This window comes from Sphingobacterium sp. NPDC055431 (genome assembly GCF_053644255.1).
In genome coordinates, this window is the sequence record NZ_JBSHLH010000001.1 from 340,999 (window position 1) to 360,029 (window position 19,031).

Genomic DNA, 19,031 nt, shown 5'->3' on the forward strand with positions numbered 1-19,031 from the left:
ATAATTCTTATAGTAATATTTCCTTTAAAAGTTTGATGTTCTTCTGCTTTCCGGCGATTACCAGGGTGGTTCCCGGAGTAATAACATAGTCGGGTCCTGGGTTAATGACAGTTTCCTCTTCGCGGATAGCGGCGATAATGGAAGCTCCGGTGCGTTGCCTTACTTCCAATTGTCCGATACTCTTGTTGACCCCGTCGTTAGACTCGCCAACCTTGTACCATTCAATGCGAAGGTCGTCCAATGCCACCTCAATGGTTTCCAATGCCTTGGGTTTATAGGATAGTCCTCCTAAGATTCCGGCAACCTGACGAGACTCTTCATCCGACAATGTCATCACACAGTGGGTTTCGTTGTCTTCATCCTCATGGCGGTATAACTCTCTCCGTCCGTCATCGTGGATGACAACCACCATATTGTCTCCAGCATCAGTTTCAATTTGGTATTTCTTACCGATACCAATTAGGTCACTTTCTCTAACTATCGACATGATTTCCTTTTATTTAATTAAAAATTAGATAAATTATTTTTCGTTATCCTCAAATATATCGATTCTGAATGGATTATTCGGCATTTACAATCTTATAACTGCCGTCTGGCTTCTGTTCAGGCCGTCCTACCGCGATATTTTTTGAATGGTAAAATAAAAATACCCATCCCTCAGGAGCACCTGCAGCCCAATATTCTGCCCTTAGGTCCCGTGCTTTTCGGCCATCAAAATCGTACTTGGCGATAAAACTCCTGAAGATTTCCTCAGGTTCCGGTAATTCATCTCCACCAAAGAAAAAATGTTCACCTTCGGTCTCCACATGGAATACCTGATGGAATTCGCTGTGACCGCCTGAAAGTTCATAGCGGATCTCTGGAGTCAATTGTCCGTCGCCATCCACAAACAGGATATTCCCGCTTCTTTGCAGTACATCAAAAACCTCAGTACGGTAGGAAGGGGATTCGGAACTGTAAGCTGCTTCCCATTCTTGTTCCTGGATGACATATTCAGCATTTGGGAATGCCAAACGCTTCACGCCATCCTTGATGTCCACCATGCCGCTTGCATGGTCTTTATGAAGATGAGACATCAGTACATACCGCACGTCATCTATTGAAAATCCTAGTTTTTTGATATTCTCGTGGATGACCAACTCGTCGTTTTCATTGCGTAATCCTAGGCCGGTATCAAGGACGATAAGGCCGTCTTTTGTTTCAATTAAAAAGGGGTGGACATGAATGAACAACGATCCTGGTCTATCTTTTGGATCATCTTTTTTTGGGTCGAAGGGGATAAATTGCTTGCTTATATCTACAGAGTAGGAACCTTCAAATAGTGAATGCGCTCGAGCCATTTGTATTTGTTTGTTATCTTGACAGTTATGTGTGCATATCATTTTACATCGGGCTCCTCATTAGGTAAGTCCCCTGATATAATGTATCTTTACACGTTTATTAGAAGGCAAAGATATGCAAAAAAGGTGGGTGCTGAAACCTAAAAAGAACGTAGAGCAAGCGAAGAAGCTACAACAGGAGCTGGGTGTAAACCATATAATTGCAGAACTTTTAATAAACCGTGAGGTCGAAACCTTTGACCAAGCGAAAGACTTTTTCCGCCCTTCTATCGACAATCTCCACGACCCTTTTCTAATGAAAGACATGGACCGCGCAATCGATCGGATTGAGCGTGCCATCGGGAATAAGGAGAAAATCTTGATCTATGGTGATTATGATGTCGATGGCACCACCGCCGTTTCCGTAGTCTATAGTTTCTTTCGCGACTTCCATACCGGCCTGGAGTTCTATATTCCGGATCGCTATGCAGAAGGCTATGGTATTTCCAATAGAGGTATCGATTATGCAAAGGAGAATGGATTCTCCTTGATCATTGCCTTGGACTGTGGTATCAAAGCAGTCGATAAGATTGAGTACGCGAATGCGAAGGGCATTGATTTCATTATCGGTGATCACCATTTACCGGGAGATGAGCTTCCGAATGCCGTTGCGGTACTTGACCCAAAGCGAAATGACTGTCCTTATCCCTACAAAGAACTTTCAGGCTGCGGTATCGGGTTCAAGATCATACAAGCATTCATCAAGCAAAATGATATGCCGATGGAATTGGCATACCAATACTTGGATTTGGTGGCAGTTAGTATTGCCTCCGATATTGTTCCCATTACTGGTGAGAATAGAATTTTGACCCATTTCGGATTGAAAAAGCTGAACAGCAACCCTTGTTGCGGTCTTCAGGCCCTGATCAATCTTTCTACCCATAAATCCGGACATTTTACGGTTAACGATATTGTGTTTCAGATTGGTCCGCGTATCAATGCCGCCGGACGGATTGACCATGCAAAGGATGCCGTCAAATTATTGATTGCAAAGACATTGGCTGAAGCTGCAGTGTTCTCTGCCAGTGTTGACGATCAGAACAATACCCGAAAGGGCTATGACCTGAAAATTACCGAAGAGGCATTGGCTCTGCTGGATAACAACGCCCACCTGCAAACCAGAAAAACTACCGTCCTATATAAAGAGGATTGGCACAAAGGAGTGATCGGTATCGTTGCATCCCGATTGACGGAAAGATATTATCGACCTACCATTATCCTGACGAATACCAATGGTCATATCGCTGGCTCTGCAAGATCGGTGCTGGGTTTCGACCTATATGAGGCACTAAGTGAATGTAGTGATCTGTTGGATCAATATGGAGGTCATAAATATGCCGCTGGATTAACCATGCCAACCGACAATATCGGTCTCTTTCAACAGCGTTTTGAAGAAGTAGTCAGCAAGAGCATCAAACCGGAGATGCTTCAGCAGGAGGTTTCCATCGAAAAGGAAATCAGGTTGGCAGAGATAGATTCTAAATTTTACAGGATATTGCAACAATTCCAACCTTTTGGTCCTCAAAATGAAGCCCCAACCTTCATCAGCAAAGGGGTAACCATGGGTTATAATGCCTATATCGTTGGCAGTACACACCTTAAGTTTTCCGTAAAACAGGAGGATTCTACTATATTTGAATGTATTGGTTTCGGGTTAGGCGAGTATGCTGACCTGATCAATTCGGGAAAAGCCTTTGATATTTGCTTCAATATTGAGGAAAACTCTTGGCGAGGCAAGAAGAATTTGCAATTAAATGTAAAGGCAATTCGATTTTAAAAAATATATTTGCAAATAAGGGTTTATTCACATGATTCTAAGAGCAGAACATTTAATCAAGAAATATAAACAGCGAACAGTAGTAAACGATGTATCCTTCCATGTTGAACAGGGAGAGATCGTAGGTCTTTTAGGTCCAAATGGTGCTGGAAAGACAACTTCATTTTATATGATCGTTGGATTGATTAAACCAAATGATGGTCATGTCTTCTTAGATGATCTCGAAATTACCCAAGATCCCATGTACAAGCGTGCGCAGCGTGGTATTGGTTATCTTGCGCAGGAGGCTTCTGTGTTCAGGAAACTTTCTGTTGAAAACAACATCCTTGCCGTATTGGAAATCCATTACCCAAACAAGGAAGAACGCAAAGCAAAACTAGAAGAGTTATTGACGGAGTTCAGTCTGCACCGCGTGCGCAAGAACCGTGGTGACCTTTTATCGGGTGGTGAGCGTAGAAGGACTGAGATTGCCAGAGCCCTAGCTGCAAACCCTCACTTTATCCTTTTGGATGAGCCATTTGCAGGAGTTGACCCCATTGCGGTGGAAGAAATCCAAACGATCGTAGCCAAATTAAAGACCAGAAATATCGGAATCCTCATCACTGACCACAACGTTCAGGAAACTCTTTCCATTACCGATAGAGCATACCTGTTAACGGAAGGGAAGATCATGTTGACCGGTACGCCAGAAGAAATTGCCGACAACGAGCTTGCCCGTAAGTTCTATTTGGGTAGACATTTCGAATTAAGACGTAAAAAATTCTAAATAAAATATAGCATAAAACTAACCTATGGCTTTATTGAATTCTCTTTTTACTTGGATAATGAAAAAGCGGATGCATCAGATTGATCTATTCATGAAGTATCCCCACGACGTTCAAGATGAATGGTTTCAAAGCCTGATTTCTGCTGCCGAAGCAACAGAATGGGGAAAGAAATACGGCTATAACAGTATTTATACTCCTGATGAGTTTAAAGAACGGGTTCCCATCCAGGATTATGATGACATCAAGGTGTATGTAGATCGCATGATCAAGGGCGAACAGAATATCCTTTGGCCATCTGACATCAAATGGTTCGCAAAATCTTCAGGAACGACTTCCGATCGCAGTAAATTTATTCCTGTCAGTATCGAAGCATTGGAAGAGTGCCATTATCAAGGTGGTAAGGACATGCTTTCAATCTACTGCCATAATAAACCTGAAAACAAGGTCTTCACCGGAAAATCCGTTGTCATTGGCGGTTCATCGCAAATCAACAATTTCAGCCCGGATTCCTATTACGGTGATCTGTCATCCATCCTTATCCGCAATCTCCCTTTCTGGGCTGAGTTTAAGCGGACACCAAACATCGAGGTGACCCTAAACCCTAATTTCGAAGAGAAGATTGAACAGATTGCCCAGATTACCATCAAGGAAAATGTAACGAGCTTGGCCGGAGTGCCGACCTGGAACATGGTCATGGCAAACCGTATCCTTGAGATTACTGGAAAGGATAATCTATTGGAAGTATGGCCAAATCTTGAATTCTACAGCCATGGTGGCGTTAGTTTCAAGCCCTATAGAGAGCAGTTCAAGAAGTTGATCCCTTCTGATAATATGTACTATCTGGAGAACTATAATGCCTCCGAAGGCTATTTTGGACTGCAGGACCGTTCCGATTCCGAGGATCTCCTGTTGATGCTGGACTATGGAATCTATTATGAATTCCTTCCAATGGAACAGATCAATGAAGAGCGTCCGAAAACCCTTTGCTTACATGAAGTGGAATTGGGCAAGAACTATGCTTTGATCATCTCCACCAATGCGGGGCTCTGGCGGTACAAGATTGGTGATACCATCCGATTTACCTCTTTGTCTCCTTATCGTTTTCAGATCTCAGGAAGGACAAAGCAATATATCAATACCTTCGGTGAGGAAGTGATCGTGGACAATGCTGAACAGGCATTGCAGGTCGCTTGTAAAGCTACTGGGGCAACTATCCAAGATTATACGGCTGGTCCAGTCTATTTCAATGACAAGACTGCAGGGGCGCATGAATGGATCATCGAGTTTGAGCAAGAGCCAGATGATTTCCAACGATTTGGCGAAATCCTAGACGCCACACTCCGAGAGATCAACTCCGACTACGACGCTAAGCGGTATAAAAACATGGCTTTATCCTTTCCTATCATCCATAATGCAGCGAAAGGAAGTTTTTATACCTGGATGAAAAGTAGGGGTAAGTTGGGAGGACAGAACAAAGTTCCTCGATTGGCTAATAGCAGGGAATACCTGGATCCACTATTGAAGTTAATCCAAGCTTCTTAATTATATTATTTTTTTGCCTAATTAGGCAGTTCAGTAGATGTATGGGTAATATGTTTTATTATTTGGAGCAGCTATTTATTTGGGACGAATTGCGGTATTGTACAGGTAGACGAAAAAGCCTAGGATAAATTTCCAAACTCCAACTGTCGGAGCGGCTTGAGCATTAAAATCAGTCGATTCTCTTTCCATTTTCGGATTACTTAGTTAAACCTTTAATTATATGCCTTTTATTTTTAGCAAACCATCCATTTTATTTTAGCAGACTGTCCGGAAACAGAAATAAAAAATCATCTTTTGCACTTACAATTCTTGGTTAGAAATCCTTTTCAAAGATTTGCTAAAAAGCATAAGCCCTATTCCAAATACTGTACCGAGAAAGAAAACAAGTAATAAACAATAGAATTCGACATATTAGGACAATGCCTGTATAGCAAACAGTATACAGTGATGGATAGGAAAACATACATATTTCATTATAGCTAAAATGCTCAATTCATAAGAAATCTAAGGGGAAGGCCTGTATTTGTGGAGATTGGACGATTATAAATCCACAATTCATTTATGCTTTTGTTTTTTTTACCTAAATTGCACAGCAATAAATATTCTTTTTGATATGAGTGCCATAGATAATTTCACTATTCAAGTAGAGCCTACCCAACAATCAAGAATTTCGCAAGTAGACTTTGATCATTTAGTTTTTGGAAAAATAATGTCTGACCATATGCTGGTTGCCAATTATGACAATGGGCAATGGGAAGATGTCAAGATAGTGCCTTATGGAAACCTGAGTGTTAGCCCTTCGATGTCCGCCTTGCATTATGGACAGGCCATCTTTGAAGGTATCAAAGGTTATAAATTCCAAGATGGTACCGTGAGTATCTTCCGTCCTGATAAAAACTGGGAGAGATTCAATAAATCTGCAAGAAGACTTGAAATGCCTGAGGTTCCTGAAGAAATCTTCATGGACGGCTTAAAAAAGCTATTGGATGTAGATCGTAACTGGATCCCATCCAAAGAAGGAACTGCCCTTTATATCCGTCCGTTTATGTTCGGTACAGAGGCTGCCCTAGGTGTTCATCCATCTAAATCTTACCAATTCATTATCATCACCTGTCCTGTTGGTGCTTACTATAGCAAACCGATCAGTCTAAAGGTAGAAACACATTATACGCGTGCTGCTGAAGGTGGTGTTGGATTCTCTAAAAATGCTGGTAACTATGCTTTGTCCCTTTATCCTACCCAGTTGGCCAACAACGAAGGATATGACCAGATCATGTGGACAGATGCATTGGAACATAAATACATTGAGGAAGCTGGTACAGCTAACTTGATCTTCCGTATTGGTGATACCATAATCACGCCTCATGGAGACACTATCTTACATGGTGTTACCCGACGTACCATTATGGAACTTGCCGAGAAATGGGGTTATAAGGCCGAGCAGAGAAAAGTTTCTGTACAGGAGCTGATCGATGGAATCAAAGCAGGAGATGTAACAGAAGCCTTTGCTGCTGGTACCGCTGCAACCATTACGCACATTGACAGAATCGGTTTCAATGGCCAAGACTATACCCTTCCTCCGGTAGAAGGTCGTGAATTCTCAAACAAGGTATTGGCGTATCTAAATGATTTGAGATACGGTAAGATCGAAGATCCATTTGGTTGGAACTTTATCGTGAAGTAATTAGGAATAATCCTATTCAATAAAAAAAAGACCGGCACAACGCCGGTCTTTTTTATTGATATAGTTTTATCTTAATCCTCATAACCAAACCTCTTCAGGTAGTTTTTCTTGCTTCTCCAATCAGGCAGCACCTTCACAAAAAGTTCCAGGAAGACCTTTCCGCCAATAAACTCCTCAATGTCCTGACGGGCATAGGTTCCGACTTTCTTGATCATGGCCCCAGCCTTTCCGATGATAATGTTTTTCTGTGAATCACGCTCCACGATGATCTCTGCTGCAATACGGGTGATATGAGCTTCCTCCTTGAAAGAAGTGACCACGACCTCCGTGCTATAAGGGATTTCCTTGTCATATAGCTTAAATACCTTTTCACGGATAATCTCCGAAACAAAGAAACGCATGCTCTTATCGGTCAGTTCGTCTTTCTCGTAATAGGGTGGGTGCACCGGCAATTTACTTTTGATATAAGCCATGACCGCTTCCACATTATAGCCTAGCAAAGCCGAAATAGGGAATACCGTATCCGGATTGATCTTCTCTTCCCAGAATGCAATCTTGGCTTTCACCTCTTCTTCCGAAGATTTATCAACTTTGTTGATGATCACCGCAACTGGAGAACTGGTGTTCCTTAATTTTTCCAGCACGTCATTTTCATCATACTTTTCATGGATGTCTGTAACAAATAAAATAACATCAGCATCGATCAATGAACTCATAACAAAGTTCATCATGGACTCTTGAAGATCATAATTTGGTTTTATTACGCCAGGGGTATCAGAAAATACAATCTGATAGTCTGCATCGTTGACAATTCCGATGATACGGTGTCTAGTTGTCTGAGCCTTAGGGGTTATGATGGACATCTTTTCACCCACTAGGGCATTCATCAAGGTCGATTTACCCGCATTAGGTTTACCGATGATACTCACGAATCCTGCTTTATGTGACATTATTTGATTTTTTATTTGTTTTACAAAGAAACAAATAATATCTTTGTGCTCCAATTCGGAGATAGTATAATCTACTTTTAACAAATACCAACGTAGATTTCTAGAAAATATATTGCGGGGTGGAGCAGTTGGTAGCTCGTCGGGCTCATAACCCGAAGGTCATCAGTTCGAGTCTGGTCCCCGCTACTAAAAAACAAAAAAGGATTGAGCGCGAGGCTCAGTCCAAAAGAAATTCTAAAATACATTGCGGGGTGGAGCAGTTGGTAGCTCGTCGGGCTCATAACCCGAAGGTCATCAGTTCGAGTCTGGTCCCCGCTACTACTAAGGTTTCAATCGAAAGATTGGAACCTTTTTTTTGTATAGACATAAGACAATAGACACAAGACATAAGAACTTTCTGGGGTCAAGGTAAAAGATCATGACATAGGTATTGTTTGATGTTGGTTTGTATTTTATTTGAAATCACCTCGCAAAAAAAGGAGCTGTTTTAACAGCCCCTTTAAAAAATGGAAATAAACTTATATGTTTTGAAAATCCTGTCATTATCCATTTGAAACGTCTGAAATTTCTCCTGTCTAATGTCTTTTGTCTAGTGTCTTTTGTCTATTGTCTTATTTAGGCTGTGGCATAAACCGCCTCCTTGCTTTCCAGGACCGAAGTGCCCATCAGGTATTCATCAACCTTTCTGGCGCATTCTCGGCCCTCAGAAATGGCCCAAACGACCAAAGATTGTCCCCTTCTCATATCGCCAGCCACAAATACTTTGTCCACACTGGTTTTGTATTCCGTTTCCGTAGCGTCTACATTTCCTCTATCGGTTGTCTTTATGCCCAATTGGGTCAAGAGTCCTTCATGCTGAGGGTGTAAGAAACCCATGGCCAGGGTCACCAGTTCGCAAGGGATTTCACGTACTGATCCCTCCACTTCCTTAAAGGATAGCGGTCTGCCAGAAGGATCCAATTCCCATTCCAGGTCAACGATCAATGCAGCCCTTAAGTTTCCTGCTTCATCACCTAGAAATTCCTTGGTGCTGATGCTCCAATGGCGTTGGCAACCTTCCTCATGCGAAGTGGTGGTTTTCAACAGCATCGGATAGCTTGGCCAAGGCATGGCTTCCGTACGAGCTGTAGGAGGGGTTGGCATCAGCTCAAATTGTGTTACAGATTTCGCCCCATGTCTATTGGATGTACCCACACAGTCTGAACCTGTATCTCCACCGCCGATTACCAATACGTTTTTATCCTTGGCATGGATCTCCTCTACTTCAATTGGAGAACTGCCGACGCGCTTGTTCTGTTGCTTTAGAAATTCCATGGCATAATGAACGCCCTTCAGTTCCCTGCCTGGTATATTCAGATTCCTAGGAATAGTTGAACCTCCAGCCAATACAATGGCGTCAAATTCATCCAGCTCGCTTGCAGGGACATTGTTGCCCACTTCGGCATTGGTCCTGAATACTACGCCTGATTGCTCCATGATCTCGACTCGACGGTCAATGACCGATTTGTCCAATTTGAAGTCTGGAATGCCATATCGCAACAGACCACCGATTTTATCATCCCTTTCATACACGACTACATCATGCCCAGCTTTGTTCAGCTGTGCTGCTGCCGCAAGTCCGGAAGGACCCGAGCCAACCACGGCTACACGTTTTCCCGTCTTCAGATAGCTCTTGTTCGGTTTCACATAGCCTTTTTTATAGGCAATCTCGATGATGTGCTTCTCAATTTCCTCAATGGCTACCGGGTTTTTGTTGATCCCCAATACACATGCCGATTCACAAGGAGCCGGACAGATCCTGCCAGTGAATTCTGGGAAGTTATTGGTGGAAGAAAGGATTTGGTAAGCCTCCTCCCAATTGCCATCATAGACGGCATCATTAAATTCCGGTATCACATTCCCAAGCGGACATCCAGAATGGCAGAATGGAATCCCACAATTCATGCAACGTGCCGCCTGTTTATTTAACTGTTCCTCGCTGAACGAATGAACAAACTCTTGATAATTCTGCTTTCTGCTTTCCACAGCATCTTTCTGAGGAAGCGCTCTTTCAAATTCTAAAAATCCTGTTGGTTTTCCCATGTTGATGTTCCTCCTTGATTATGCTGTTACTAATTTTTTGTTCACCACATTCTTGTACTCTCTTGGGTACACTTTGATGAATCGGTTCTTTTCCGATGCCCAATTTTCCAAGATAAAGCTGGCCCGCTCACTTTTGGTTAGGTGGATATGGCGTTTCAGCAAGGCGATGATGGCAGTTTCATCCTCGGTTTCCAATGGATCCAGGTCAACCATTTCCTTGTTGCAGTTCTCTTTGAAGGTGCCCGCAAGGTCATAGATCCATGCGATACCACCACTCATTCCAGCGGCAAAGTTCCTTCCGGTCTCGCCTAAGATCAAGGCCCTTCCGCCGGTCATGTATTCACAGCCGTGGTCACCAACGCCTTCCACAACGGCAGTCGCTCCCGAATTCCTTACCGCGAAACGCTCTCCGGCCATTCCGTTGATAAATAGGTGGCCAGAAGTTGCACCATAAAGGGCCACATTGCCGATAATGATATTATCCTGTGGCACCAAATTACTTTCCTTTGCAGGATATATGGCCAACTGTGCTCCTGAAAGCCCTTTTCCTACGTAGTCATTGGCTTCGCCTTCCAGTTCAAAGGAGATTCCCTTGGTATTGAATGCGCCAAAGGACTGCCCGGCAGAACCCTCGAACTTAAAGTTGATGGTATTGTCCGGAAGACCTTCTGAACCATAGATCTTCGAGATCTCATTGGATAATAGGGTTCCGATGGTACGATCGGTGTTTTTCACCTTAAAGGTGCCAAAAACTGGAGTCTTGGTTTCCAGCGCCAATTTTGATTGGTTCAATAATCCCCAATCCAAGATCATGCTCATGCCATGGTCCTGTTCTTCCGTATTGTACAGGGTTTCTCCGTTTGCGTTTGGAGCTACGTGTAATATGCCCGAGAAGTTGATTTTATTTACTTTCCAGTGGCCTAGGTTTTCTCTTTTCTTCAGGAATTGAGCTTTACCTACCATTTCATTGATGGATTTAAATCCTAACTCTGCCATGATCTCGCGCATTTCTTCCGCCAAAAAACGGAATAGGTTCACGACATCGTCCGGTTTTCCGGTGAATAGCTTTCTCAGTTCGGGATCTTGGGTTGCAACACCTACGGGGCAGGTGTTCAGATGGCATTTACGCATCATGATACAGCCGCCAGCTACCAGCGCTGCTGTGGCAACGCCCCATTCTTCAGCGCCTAATAAAGTGGCGATCACCAAGTCTCTACCGGTCTTCATCTGTCCGTCTGCTTGCAATACCACACGGCTGCGAAGTTTGTTCAGTACAAGGGTCTGATGAGCTTCGGCCAAGCCTAGTTCCCAAGGTAGTCCTGCATGTTTGATGGAGCTGATTGGAGAGGCTCCAGTTCCGCCATCATAACCTGCAATCAGGATCACGTCGGCATGTGCCTTGGCAACCCCTGCTGCAATGGTACCTACTCCAGCTTTCGACACCAATTTTACATTGATGCGCGCTTGTCTATTGGCATTCTTCAGGTCGAATATCAATTGCGCCAAATCCTCGATGGAATAGATGTCGTGGTGTGGAGGCGGGGAGATCAGGCCTACTCCAGGTGTAGAATGTCGCACTCTCGCGATCCAATCATCTACTTTATGTCCCGGTAGCTGTCCTCCTTCTCCTGGTTTGGCCCCTTGAGCCATTTTTATCTGTAATTCATCCGCTTGGGTCAGGTAATTGGATGTTACCCCAAAACGTGCCGAAGCAACCTGTTTGATTGCCGAACGCATGGAATCTCCGTTGGGTAATTTTTGATAGCGAATTTCATCTTCACCACCCTCGCCCGTATTGGACTTCCCACCGATGCGGTTCATCGCAATGGCCAAGGTACTGTGGGCCTCATGCGAAATCGATCCGAAGGACATCGCACCAGTGGCAAAGCGTTTCATGATTTCGCTCGCCGGTTCCACCTGGTCGATGGAAATCGGACTTCTATGTTTTGCAAAATCCAATAATCCCCTCAAGGTGAACATACGTTCCTTTTGGTTGTTGATCAGTGTTGCATATTTCTTGTAGGTAGAAAAATCATCTGTCCTGCAGGCCTGTTGCAACAAATGCACGGTCTGCGGATTCCATAAGTGACCTTCACCTCTTCTTTTCCATTGGTAGATTCCACCTTCCGGCAATAGGGTAGGTGCCGATCTGCTGTTTTCAAATCCTCGCCAATGTTTTGCCAGGGCTTCCTTAGCGATATCATCTAGGTTCAAGCCGCCAATTCTGGAGACTGCACCACAGAAGTAGCTGTCCACGACTTGGCTGTCTATTCCTAGTACCTCAAAGATCTGGGCACCATGGTAAGATTGCAGGGTTGAAATACCCATCTTCGAGAAGATTTTCAACAAACCGTTGCATACGGCCTTTACATAGTTCTTTTTCAGGTCATCCCAGGTCAGTTCGGTTTCCAGATGGCCGATCTCTTTCATGGTCCGGATACTTGCCAATGCCATATATGGGTTGATGGCTGTAGCTCCGAAAGCCAATAGACAGGCAAAATGATGAACTTCCCATGCATCTCCAGCTTCAACGACCAAACCTACGGCGCCACGGTTGCCCGTTTTGATCAAGTGGTGGTGTACTGCCGAAACAGCTAGTAGAGAAGGGATAGCACAGTGCTGGGAGTCGATCGCCCGGTCAGACAGGATGATCACTTCAAAGCCATCACGTACGGCATCGTCTGCATAGCGGCAAAGCCTTTCCAGACCAGCTTCCAAGGAACCTTCCTTGCCGTCAGCTCGGAAATAACTCTGAATGGTTTTCGCCTGGAATACACCGGTGTCGATGGAGCGTAGTTTCTCCAATTCACTGGATGTCAAGATCGGATGTTCTAGGGTTACACAGTGGCAGAATTTCTTGTCTTCCACCAAAATATTGCCGGAGTTTCCGATAAAGGTTGCCAAGCTCATCACCAAACGTTCGCGGATCGGGTCGATCGGTGGGTTGGTAACCTGAGCAAAGAATTGCTTGAAATAACTTGAGATATGCTGTGGCTGATCAGAAAGGACGGCCAATGGAACGTCCGTTCCCATAGAACCGATCGGCTCATAGCCGGTCAAGGCCATTGGGGTCAGAATCGTTTCGAGGTCCTCTCGAGAATAGCCGAAGGATAATTGATATTTGAATACAGATTCCTTGGACAGGTAGGTAAAGGTTACCCTTGGCTCTGCCAATTCCTCTAATTTGATTTTATAGTTGTTGATCCATTCTCCATAAGGTTGTTGACGGATCAATTCGCCTTTTACTTCTTCATCCGAACGGATCTTTCCAGCTTCCATATCCACCACGAAGATCTTGCCCGGTTGCTGTCTTCCTTTTTTGATGATCAAGGCTTCATCAATTGGCAATGCACCAGCTTCTGAAGCGACCACCACACGGTCATCTGAAGTTACTGCGTAGCGCAATGGACGCAGACCGTTTCGGTCTAAGGTCGCACCGATGATTTTTCCATCGGTAAAACATAATGCTGCCGGACCGTCCCATGGCTCCATCAAGGTCGCATGGTATTCATAGAAAGCTTTTTTCAGTGGGTCCATCTGCTCGTTGCCATCCCATGCCTCTGGTACCAACATCAACATGACATGCGGCAAGCTACGGCCACTATGAAGCAAGAGCTCCACCACATTGTCCAAACATGCCGAGTCTGACTGTCCGCGGTCTACTACGGGCAATAGGATTTCCATCTCCTCTTCGGTAAAGAATGGGGATGAATAAGCCCTAACACCAGCGTAAAACCAGTTTAAGTTTCCGGTCAGGGTGTTGATCTCCCCATTGTGCGCAATCATGCGGAAGGGTTGAGCCAGTGACCATGAAGGGAAAGTATTGGTGGAGAACCTAGAGTGGACCAAGCCAAATGCCGATACCACACGCGGATCCCTCAGGTCTTCAAAATATGACCCTACCTGGTAAGTAGTTAATTGTCCTTTGTAAATTATGGTTTTGCAAGATAGAGAAGCGATGTAGAGTGGAAGGGGGTACTCTTGGTGAAGTTTGATTTTTTGGATGATTAAGCGTCTTAAGACAAATAATTTCCGTTCAAAATCTTCGGTGTTTGCCACCCCTGCCGGCCTGGAGATGAAGAACTGAACGATTTCTGGTTCTGCACCTAAGGCGGTTGGACCTATGCCTTCTCGATTTACCGGAACAGCTCGGAACCCCAATAGTTCCATGCCTCTTTCATTTGCAGCTTCGGCAATGACATCACGGCAGATACGGTTCATGCTTGCCTCCTTCGGGAGAAACAACATCCCTACTCCATAATATCCTGGTTCCTGAAGTTGGATGCCCAACTCAATACATTCTTCCCAAAGAAATTCATGAGGTAACTGGATCATGATCCCCGCGCCGTCGCCCGACTCTGGATCGCAACCACAAGCTCCACGGTGTTCCATGTTCTCTAACATGGTAAGTGCATCTTTAACCTGTTGATGTGACTTCTGACCCTTGATGTGGGCTACAAATCCAACACCACAGGCATCGTGCTCAAACGCTGGGTTGTAAAGTCCTTCTTGCTGCATTGTAATATGATAATTAGATAAAATAACAAACGAGTTTGCTAATATATGAATAAAAACATAAAATATTTGCAATAATGATAAAAAATAATCAAAAACGTTGAGGTTAATATAAATTTAAAGCTGTTTGATAATTGAAATTGTATTTGTTTCGCCATTTGCTTATAAAAATGGAATATCATTCGTTACATTTGCTATTTGAACTAATAAATTATGTTGATCAAAGAAATTGAAATTTATAGGTTGAGTATTCCCATGGAACCCTTTGTCATTGCAACGGGAGTGATGGAGTTTGCTCAGAACACTTTTGTGAAGGTCATTTCGGATGAAGGCCTTTACGGAGTGGGTGAATGTTCTGCCTTTCCGATGATTGTTGGGGAAACGCAAAACACCTGTATCGCTGTGGCCCAGGATTTTGCAAAGATCTGGATCGGTAAGGACCCTTTGGCAATTGAAGAGCGATTGGCCGAATTGCACCTTTACATTGCCAAAAACGCGACCATTAAGTCGGCCTTTGATATGGCCCTTTATGACCTAGCTGCTAAGAAAGCAGGTGTGCCACTTTATCAATTCTTGGGTGGAAAGCCAAGAGAGATCGTAACGGATATTACCATTGGTATCGCTAGCCCGGAACAAATGGCGGCTAAAGCCAAGGATCTGCACGATCATGGTGCCGTTGCCTTAAAAGTGAAATTGGGCAAGAAACCTCAGGATGATATTGCCCGCATTAAAGCTATCCGACAAGCTGTTGGATTTGATATCCCTATCCGGATTGATGCCAACCAGGGCTGGAGCTATGAAGAGGCCATGGAAGCATTAAAAGGGCTTGAACCTTTGAAGATCCAATTCTGTGAACAGCCAATGCGTACCTATAACGATCATCTATTGCCCCAGTTGAGGTCTGAAACCATCGTTCCGATCATGGCTGATGAGTCTGTCTATGACCATCATGATGCAGAACGCCTATGCAGGACAGACAGTTGTGACTATATCAATATTAAGTTCTCCAAATCCTCGGGGATTGCGGAATCCTTAAAGATCCAGGCGGTTGCGCAAGAATTTGGTATCCCTTGTATGATCGGAGGCATGTTGGAAAGCCGTTTGGCACTTGCCGCTAAGACCCATTTTGCTTATGCTGCGCCTAACGTGAAATTCTTTGACCTGGATACCTGCATGGTAGGACATCTTGAGGATCCTGTTATTGGCGGAATTCAATATGATGGCTATTCCATCAAGATTACCGAAGGACCAGGTATAGCAGCGGATATTGACCCTGCATTCCTGGAGAAATGTGAAAAATGGACAATTTCCTAAAATCATACCGATATGCTGAATAATGACACCTGGAACCTAGGAACGAATGAGATCATCATCTTGTTTATCCTGATCGTAATTGTCGTTTTTTTCTTTTGGCTTTTTTCCAAGCTTTTAAAGAGAAAGTAACAAGCAATATTTAATAAGGAAAAACAGCTCCAAAAAATTAAGGTTTGGAGCTGTTTTTCTTCTGACCAGCTCGGTCTGCAATCAAGCTCTTTTCACAGGCCGATTTTTGCAGTTCAGATTCTAACCATTTTAGGGGTTTCATTCGAGACACATTCGAGAGATATTCGAGAATGCTTCGGAGATCGGAGCACATTGCTGGCTCCATCTTTGTGAACATTTTGCGAATTTTCGGAATATGTCTCGAATAAAACCAACTTATGTCCTCGGAATTTCCATTGCCGGTTAGCATTAAAAATGCTTCAAATGTAATCGAAGGGATTACTGTTTGGGTCTGTCTCCACCTGCATGAGCCTTTGGATTGGTTATTTCATAGCCTCCAAGCCTAATTAAGAGCATTTTTTAACATTTGTTAAAAAACAGGCTTATAAGCCGAATTAACTGCTTTTTTGAATGCCTATCGAATGGATATTATTATAGCTTCCGCTCAAATTTCTTTGATTGCAGGAGATTCGGGGCGTTTAGCATGCATAGCGCTCAGTAATTCTTGAATAAATCAGTACCTTTGTGAACATTTATTTGAATATAAGATTATGAGTACACAAAGAGGTCCTATTTCTCAATTTATTGAGAAAAACTATCTTCACTTCAATGCCGCTTCCTTAGTTGATGCCGCAAAAGGTTATGAAACCCACCTAGCAGAAGGTGGTAAAATGTTGGTTTCACTAGCAGGTGCTATGAGTACTGCTGAGCTTGGAATTTCATTAGCTGAAATGATCCGTCAGGACAAAGTGGCTATCATTTCCTGTACTGGTGCAAATCTGGAAGAGGACGTGATGAACTTGGTAGCGCACTCACACTATAAACGTGTTCCTAACTACCGTGATCTTACTCCTCAAGACGAATGGGAATTGTTAGAAAACCATTACAACCGTGTTACTGACACCTGTATCCCTGAAGAAGAGGCTTTCAGAAGATTGCAAGTTCACCTTGAAAAGGTATGGAAAGATGCTGAAGCTGCTGGCGAACGCTATTTTCCACATGAATTCTTATACAAAGTAGTATTATCTGGCGTTTTGGAACAACACTATGAAATTGATCCAAAGAACTCTTGGATTTTGGCTGCTGCAGAAAAAAACATTCCTATCATCGTACCGGGATGGGAAGACTCCACAACAGGTAATATCTTTGCTTCATATGTCATCAAAGGTGAATTGAAAGCGCATACAGTGAAAACTGGTATCGAATACATGATCTATTTGACAGAATGGTACCGTGCTAACTCAGGTGGCAAAGGTGTAGGTTTCTTCCAGATCGGTGGTGGTATCGCTGGTGACTTCCCAATCTGTGTGGTTCCTATGATGTACCAAGATCTTGAATGGCATGATGTTCCTTTCTGGTCATACTTCTGCCAAATCTCGGATTCAACAACTTCTTATGGTTCCTATTCTGGTGCAGTGCCAAATGAGAAGATCACTTGGGGTAAATTGGATACCGAATCGCCTAAGTTTATTGTAGAATCGGATGCTACGATCGTGGCTCCATTGATTTTTGCTTGGGTATTAGGTCAATAAGATAATTACAACGGCGCAAGGAAATAGGATGGACAAGAACCTTACGACAGATAATCCAATAGCGATTCAGGCCTTGATGTCTGAAACGGTATTTGCTATCCCCGGTTCTGTCATGCCCATCGTAGAGACCCAAACCGTTGGCAACCAACATACATCTCCTCAGCAAGGGCATTTTGAAGCCTCTGCTGAGGAGTTTGTTTATCAAGGGGACAAGTCGACCGGCGTGCTGTTTATCCTGCGTTATCCGGACTATCCTTACTTCTCGCCACAGGCAGAAGAAGCATTTTTGAAAACCATCGGTGCCCTACAATTGAATGCGGATAATGTTGCGGTGCTGAATCTGGCAAACCCCCATAACCCAAATGAGTGGAAGCAGATCATGCAGTTTTTCCAACCCAAGAAAATTACGCTTTTAGGTGTGGAACCTACCTCCCTAAAGCTTCCAGAAATCGGCCATAACTCCTATATGCGCGGTAAGATCGCGACCGTGTTCAATACCTTCAGCTTTGAAGAGATGTTTGCTGATGTCCAGAAAAAGAAACTGTTCTGGAATGAGTTCAAGACCTTTATTCAATCCTAGTTTTTCCCATTTTTTCTTTCTTCCTTTCTTGATTGCTTAAATAGAATGCTATTTTTGAAGCTTAAATTTAGAGCTATGGAATTGGTATTTGCTACAAACAATGCGCATAAACTGGAAGAAGTACAACAGATGGTGGGAGATAGGTTTGTCTTGAAATCATTGGCTGATATAGGTTGTGATGATGATATTCCTGAAACTGGAGTTACTTTTCAGGAGAATGCCCAACAAAAAACAGATTACCTATTCCAAAAGTATCAAGTGAATTGTTTCGGAGACGATTCGGGTTTAGAAATTGACGCCTTGAATGGGGAACCTGGGGTATATTCTGCCCGTTATTCAGGGTCTAGGGATATGGAAAAGAACATTGACCTGGTTTTGGAAAAGCTACAAGACCAAGAAAACCGCAGGGCAAGATTCAAAACGGTTATTTCCCTGTTCTTAAATGGAGAGCAGCATTTCTTTGAAGGTACTGTAGAGGGAAGGATCATTGCAAGTCGGACAGGAACGGAAGGCTTCGGTTATGATCCGATCTTTATTCCGGAGGGTTATGATCAGACCTTTGCGGAAATGAGTTTGGAAGAAAAAAACAAGATCAGTCATCGCTCGCAAGCCGTGGCAAAGTTGGTTGGTTTTTTAAACTCAAAAGAATAAATATTAATTATAAAATAATTGATGAATTACGGGTATGTTAAAAACTATGTTTTTTTCACATGTTAACATACTTTTAACATAATTAAGCAA

At 43.4% G+C, this 19,031-nt stretch carries 13 protein-coding genes and 2 tRNA genes; 10 read left to right on the top strand and 5 right to left on the bottom strand.

The annotated features are described in order from the left end of the window. Nucleotides 1-7 precede the first annotated feature (7 nt). Nucleotides 8-487 carry a cation:proton antiporter regulatory subunit gene (locus ACWIB3_RS01510; RefSeq protein WP_185211253.1) on the bottom strand — a complete coding sequence of 160 codons (480 nt, stop codon included), beginning with the start codon at nucleotides 485-487 and terminating at the stop codon, nucleotides 8-10. Nucleotides 488-560: 73 nt separating this feature from the next. Then, entirely contained in the window at nucleotides 561-1,340 is a 780-nt protein-coding gene (locus tag ACWIB3_RS01515; protein ID WP_254526502.1) for an MBL fold metallo-hydrolase, read from the bottom strand. A 115-nt stretch (nucleotides 1,341-1,455) separates the two neighbouring features. On the opposite strand from ACWIB3_RS01515, the gene recJ reads away from it, so the two are divergent. The 4 genes from recJ to ACWIB3_RS01535 all read left to right on the top strand — a co-directional run bounded on the left by recJ (nucleotide 1,456) and on the right by ACWIB3_RS01535 (nucleotide 7,149). Continuing rightward, on the top strand, nucleotides 1,456-3,156 hold the full coding sequence (gene recJ, locus ACWIB3_RS01520; RefSeq protein WP_313260907.1) for a single-stranded-DNA-specific exonuclease RecJ: 1,701 nt from the start codon (nucleotides 1,456-1,458) through the stop codon (nucleotides 3,154-3,156). A gap of 31 nt (nucleotides 3,157-3,187) precedes the next feature. Then, nucleotides 3,188-3,922 (top strand): LPS export ABC transporter ATP-binding protein, encoded by a 735-nt coding sequence (gene lptB / locus ACWIB3_RS01525; RefSeq protein WP_185211250.1) that lies wholly within the window; start codon nucleotides 3,188-3,190, stop codon nucleotides 3,920-3,922. Between the two features lie 25 nt (nucleotides 3,923-3,947). Beyond that, entirely contained in the window at nucleotides 3,948-5,465 is a 1,518-nt protein-coding gene (locus ACWIB3_RS01530) for a GH3 auxin-responsive promoter family protein (RefSeq protein ID WP_185211249.1), read from the top strand. 613 nt (nucleotides 5,466-6,078) lie between these two features. Then, complete coding sequence (locus ACWIB3_RS01535) at nucleotides 6,079-7,149, top strand: branched-chain amino acid aminotransferase (RefSeq protein ID WP_185211248.1); 1,071 nt, start codon at nucleotides 6,079-6,081, stop codon at nucleotides 7,147-7,149. Nucleotides 7,150-7,220: 71 nt separating this feature from the next. Here the strand turns inward: ACWIB3_RS01535 and era are convergent, their stop codons facing one another. Further along, a complete protein-coding gene (gene era / locus ACWIB3_RS01540; protein ID WP_185215929.1) occupies nucleotides 7,221-8,099 on the bottom strand; it encodes a GTPase Era in 879 nt (292 codons plus the stop codon). 113 nt (nucleotides 8,100-8,212) lie between these two features. Here era and ACWIB3_RS01545 point away from each other — a divergent pair. Both ACWIB3_RS01545 and ACWIB3_RS01550 read left to right on the top strand, forming a co-directional pair. Then, a tRNA-Met gene (locus ACWIB3_RS01545) sits at nucleotides 8,213-8,285 on the top strand. 59 nt (nucleotides 8,286-8,344) lie between these two features. Next, a tRNA-Met gene (locus ACWIB3_RS01550) sits at nucleotides 8,345-8,417 on the top strand. A gap of 297 nt (nucleotides 8,418-8,714) precedes the next feature. Here the strand turns inward: ACWIB3_RS01550 and ACWIB3_RS01555 are convergent. Next, nucleotides 8,715-10,181 (bottom strand): glutamate synthase subunit beta, encoded by a 1,467-nt coding sequence (locus ACWIB3_RS01555; protein ID WP_313260904.1) that lies wholly within the window; start codon nucleotides 10,179-10,181, stop codon nucleotides 8,715-8,717. Between the two features lie 18 nt (nucleotides 10,182-10,199). Beyond that, complete coding sequence (gltB, locus tag ACWIB3_RS01560) at nucleotides 10,200-14,699, bottom strand: glutamate synthase large subunit (RefSeq protein ID WP_454290709.1); 4,500 nt, start codon at nucleotides 14,697-14,699, stop codon at nucleotides 10,200-10,202. 210 nt (nucleotides 14,700-14,909) lie between these two features. Here gltB and ACWIB3_RS01565 point away from each other — a divergent pair, with 210 nt between their 5' ends. From ACWIB3_RS01565 to ACWIB3_RS01580, 4 genes are all read left to right on the top strand, one after another. Beyond that, entirely contained in the window at nucleotides 14,910-16,010 is a 1,101-nt protein-coding gene (locus ACWIB3_RS01565; RefSeq protein WP_185211244.1) for a mandelate racemase/muconate lactonizing enzyme family protein, read from the top strand. A gap of 719 nt (nucleotides 16,011-16,729) precedes the next feature. Then, nucleotides 16,730-17,710, top strand: a complete 981-nt coding sequence (locus ACWIB3_RS01570; protein ID WP_185211243.1) for a deoxyhypusine synthase family protein — start codon at nucleotides 16,730-16,732, stop codon at nucleotides 17,708-17,710. Between the two features lie 28 nt (nucleotides 17,711-17,738). Further along, the gene (locus tag ACWIB3_RS01575) at nucleotides 17,739-18,290 is read left to right on the top strand and encodes a hypothetical protein (protein WP_185215932.1); all 552 of its coding nucleotides are present in this window, start codon (nucleotides 17,739-17,741) and stop codon (nucleotides 18,288-18,290) included. 75 nt (nucleotides 18,291-18,365) lie between these two features. Then, nucleotides 18,366-18,941 carry a non-canonical purine NTP diphosphatase gene (locus ACWIB3_RS01580; RefSeq protein WP_185215933.1) on the top strand — a complete coding sequence of 192 codons (576 nt, stop codon included), beginning with the start codon at nucleotides 18,366-18,368 and terminating at the stop codon, nucleotides 18,939-18,941. The last annotated feature ends 90 nt before the right edge of the window (nucleotides 18,942-19,031 follow it).

Bases quoted from the DNA above. Each gene is read 5' to 3' on its own strand.
- ACWIB3_RS01510 (WP_185211253.1), bottom strand. From the start codon at position 487: ATGTCGATAGTTAGAGAAAGTGACCTAATTGGTATCGGTAAGAAATAC.
- ACWIB3_RS01515 (WP_254526502.1), bottom strand. From the start codon at position 1,340: ATGGCTCGAGCGCATTCACTATTTGAAGGTTCCTACTCTGTAGATATA.
- recJ (WP_313260907.1), top strand. From the start codon at position 1,456: ATGCAAAAAAGGTGGGTGCTGAAACCTAAAAAGAACGTAGAGCAAGCG.
- lptB (WP_185211250.1), top strand. From the start codon at position 3,188: ATGATTCTAAGAGCAGAACATTTAATCAAGAAATATAAACAGCGAACA.
- ACWIB3_RS01530 (WP_185211249.1), top strand. From the start codon at position 3,948: ATGGCTTTATTGAATTCTCTTTTTACTTGGATAATGAAAAAGCGGATG.
- ACWIB3_RS01535 (WP_185211248.1), top strand. From the start codon at position 6,079: ATGAGTGCCATAGATAATTTCACTATTCAAGTAGAGCCTACCCAACAA.
- era (WP_185215929.1), bottom strand. From the start codon at position 8,099: ATGTCACATAAAGCAGGATTCGTGAGTATCATCGGTAAACCTAATGCG.
- ACWIB3_RS01555 (WP_313260904.1), bottom strand. From the start codon at position 10,181: ATGGGAAAACCAACAGGATTTTTAGAATTTGAAAGAGCGCTTCCTCAG.
- gltB (WP_454290709.1), bottom strand. From the start codon at position 14,699: ATGCAGCAAGAAGGACTTTACAACCCAGCGTTTGAGCACGATGCCTGT.
- ACWIB3_RS01565 (WP_185211244.1), top strand. From the start codon at position 14,910: ATGTTGATCAAAGAAATTGAAATTTATAGGTTGAGTATTCCCATGGAA.
- ACWIB3_RS01570 (WP_185211243.1), top strand. From the start codon at position 16,730: ATGAGTACACAAAGAGGTCCTATTTCTCAATTTATTGAGAAAAACTAT.
- ACWIB3_RS01575 (WP_185215932.1), top strand. From the start codon at position 17,739: ATGGACAAGAACCTTACGACAGATAATCCAATAGCGATTCAGGCCTTG.
- ACWIB3_RS01580 (WP_185215933.1), top strand. From the start codon at position 18,366: ATGGAATTGGTATTTGCTACAAACAATGCGCATAAACTGGAAGAAGTA.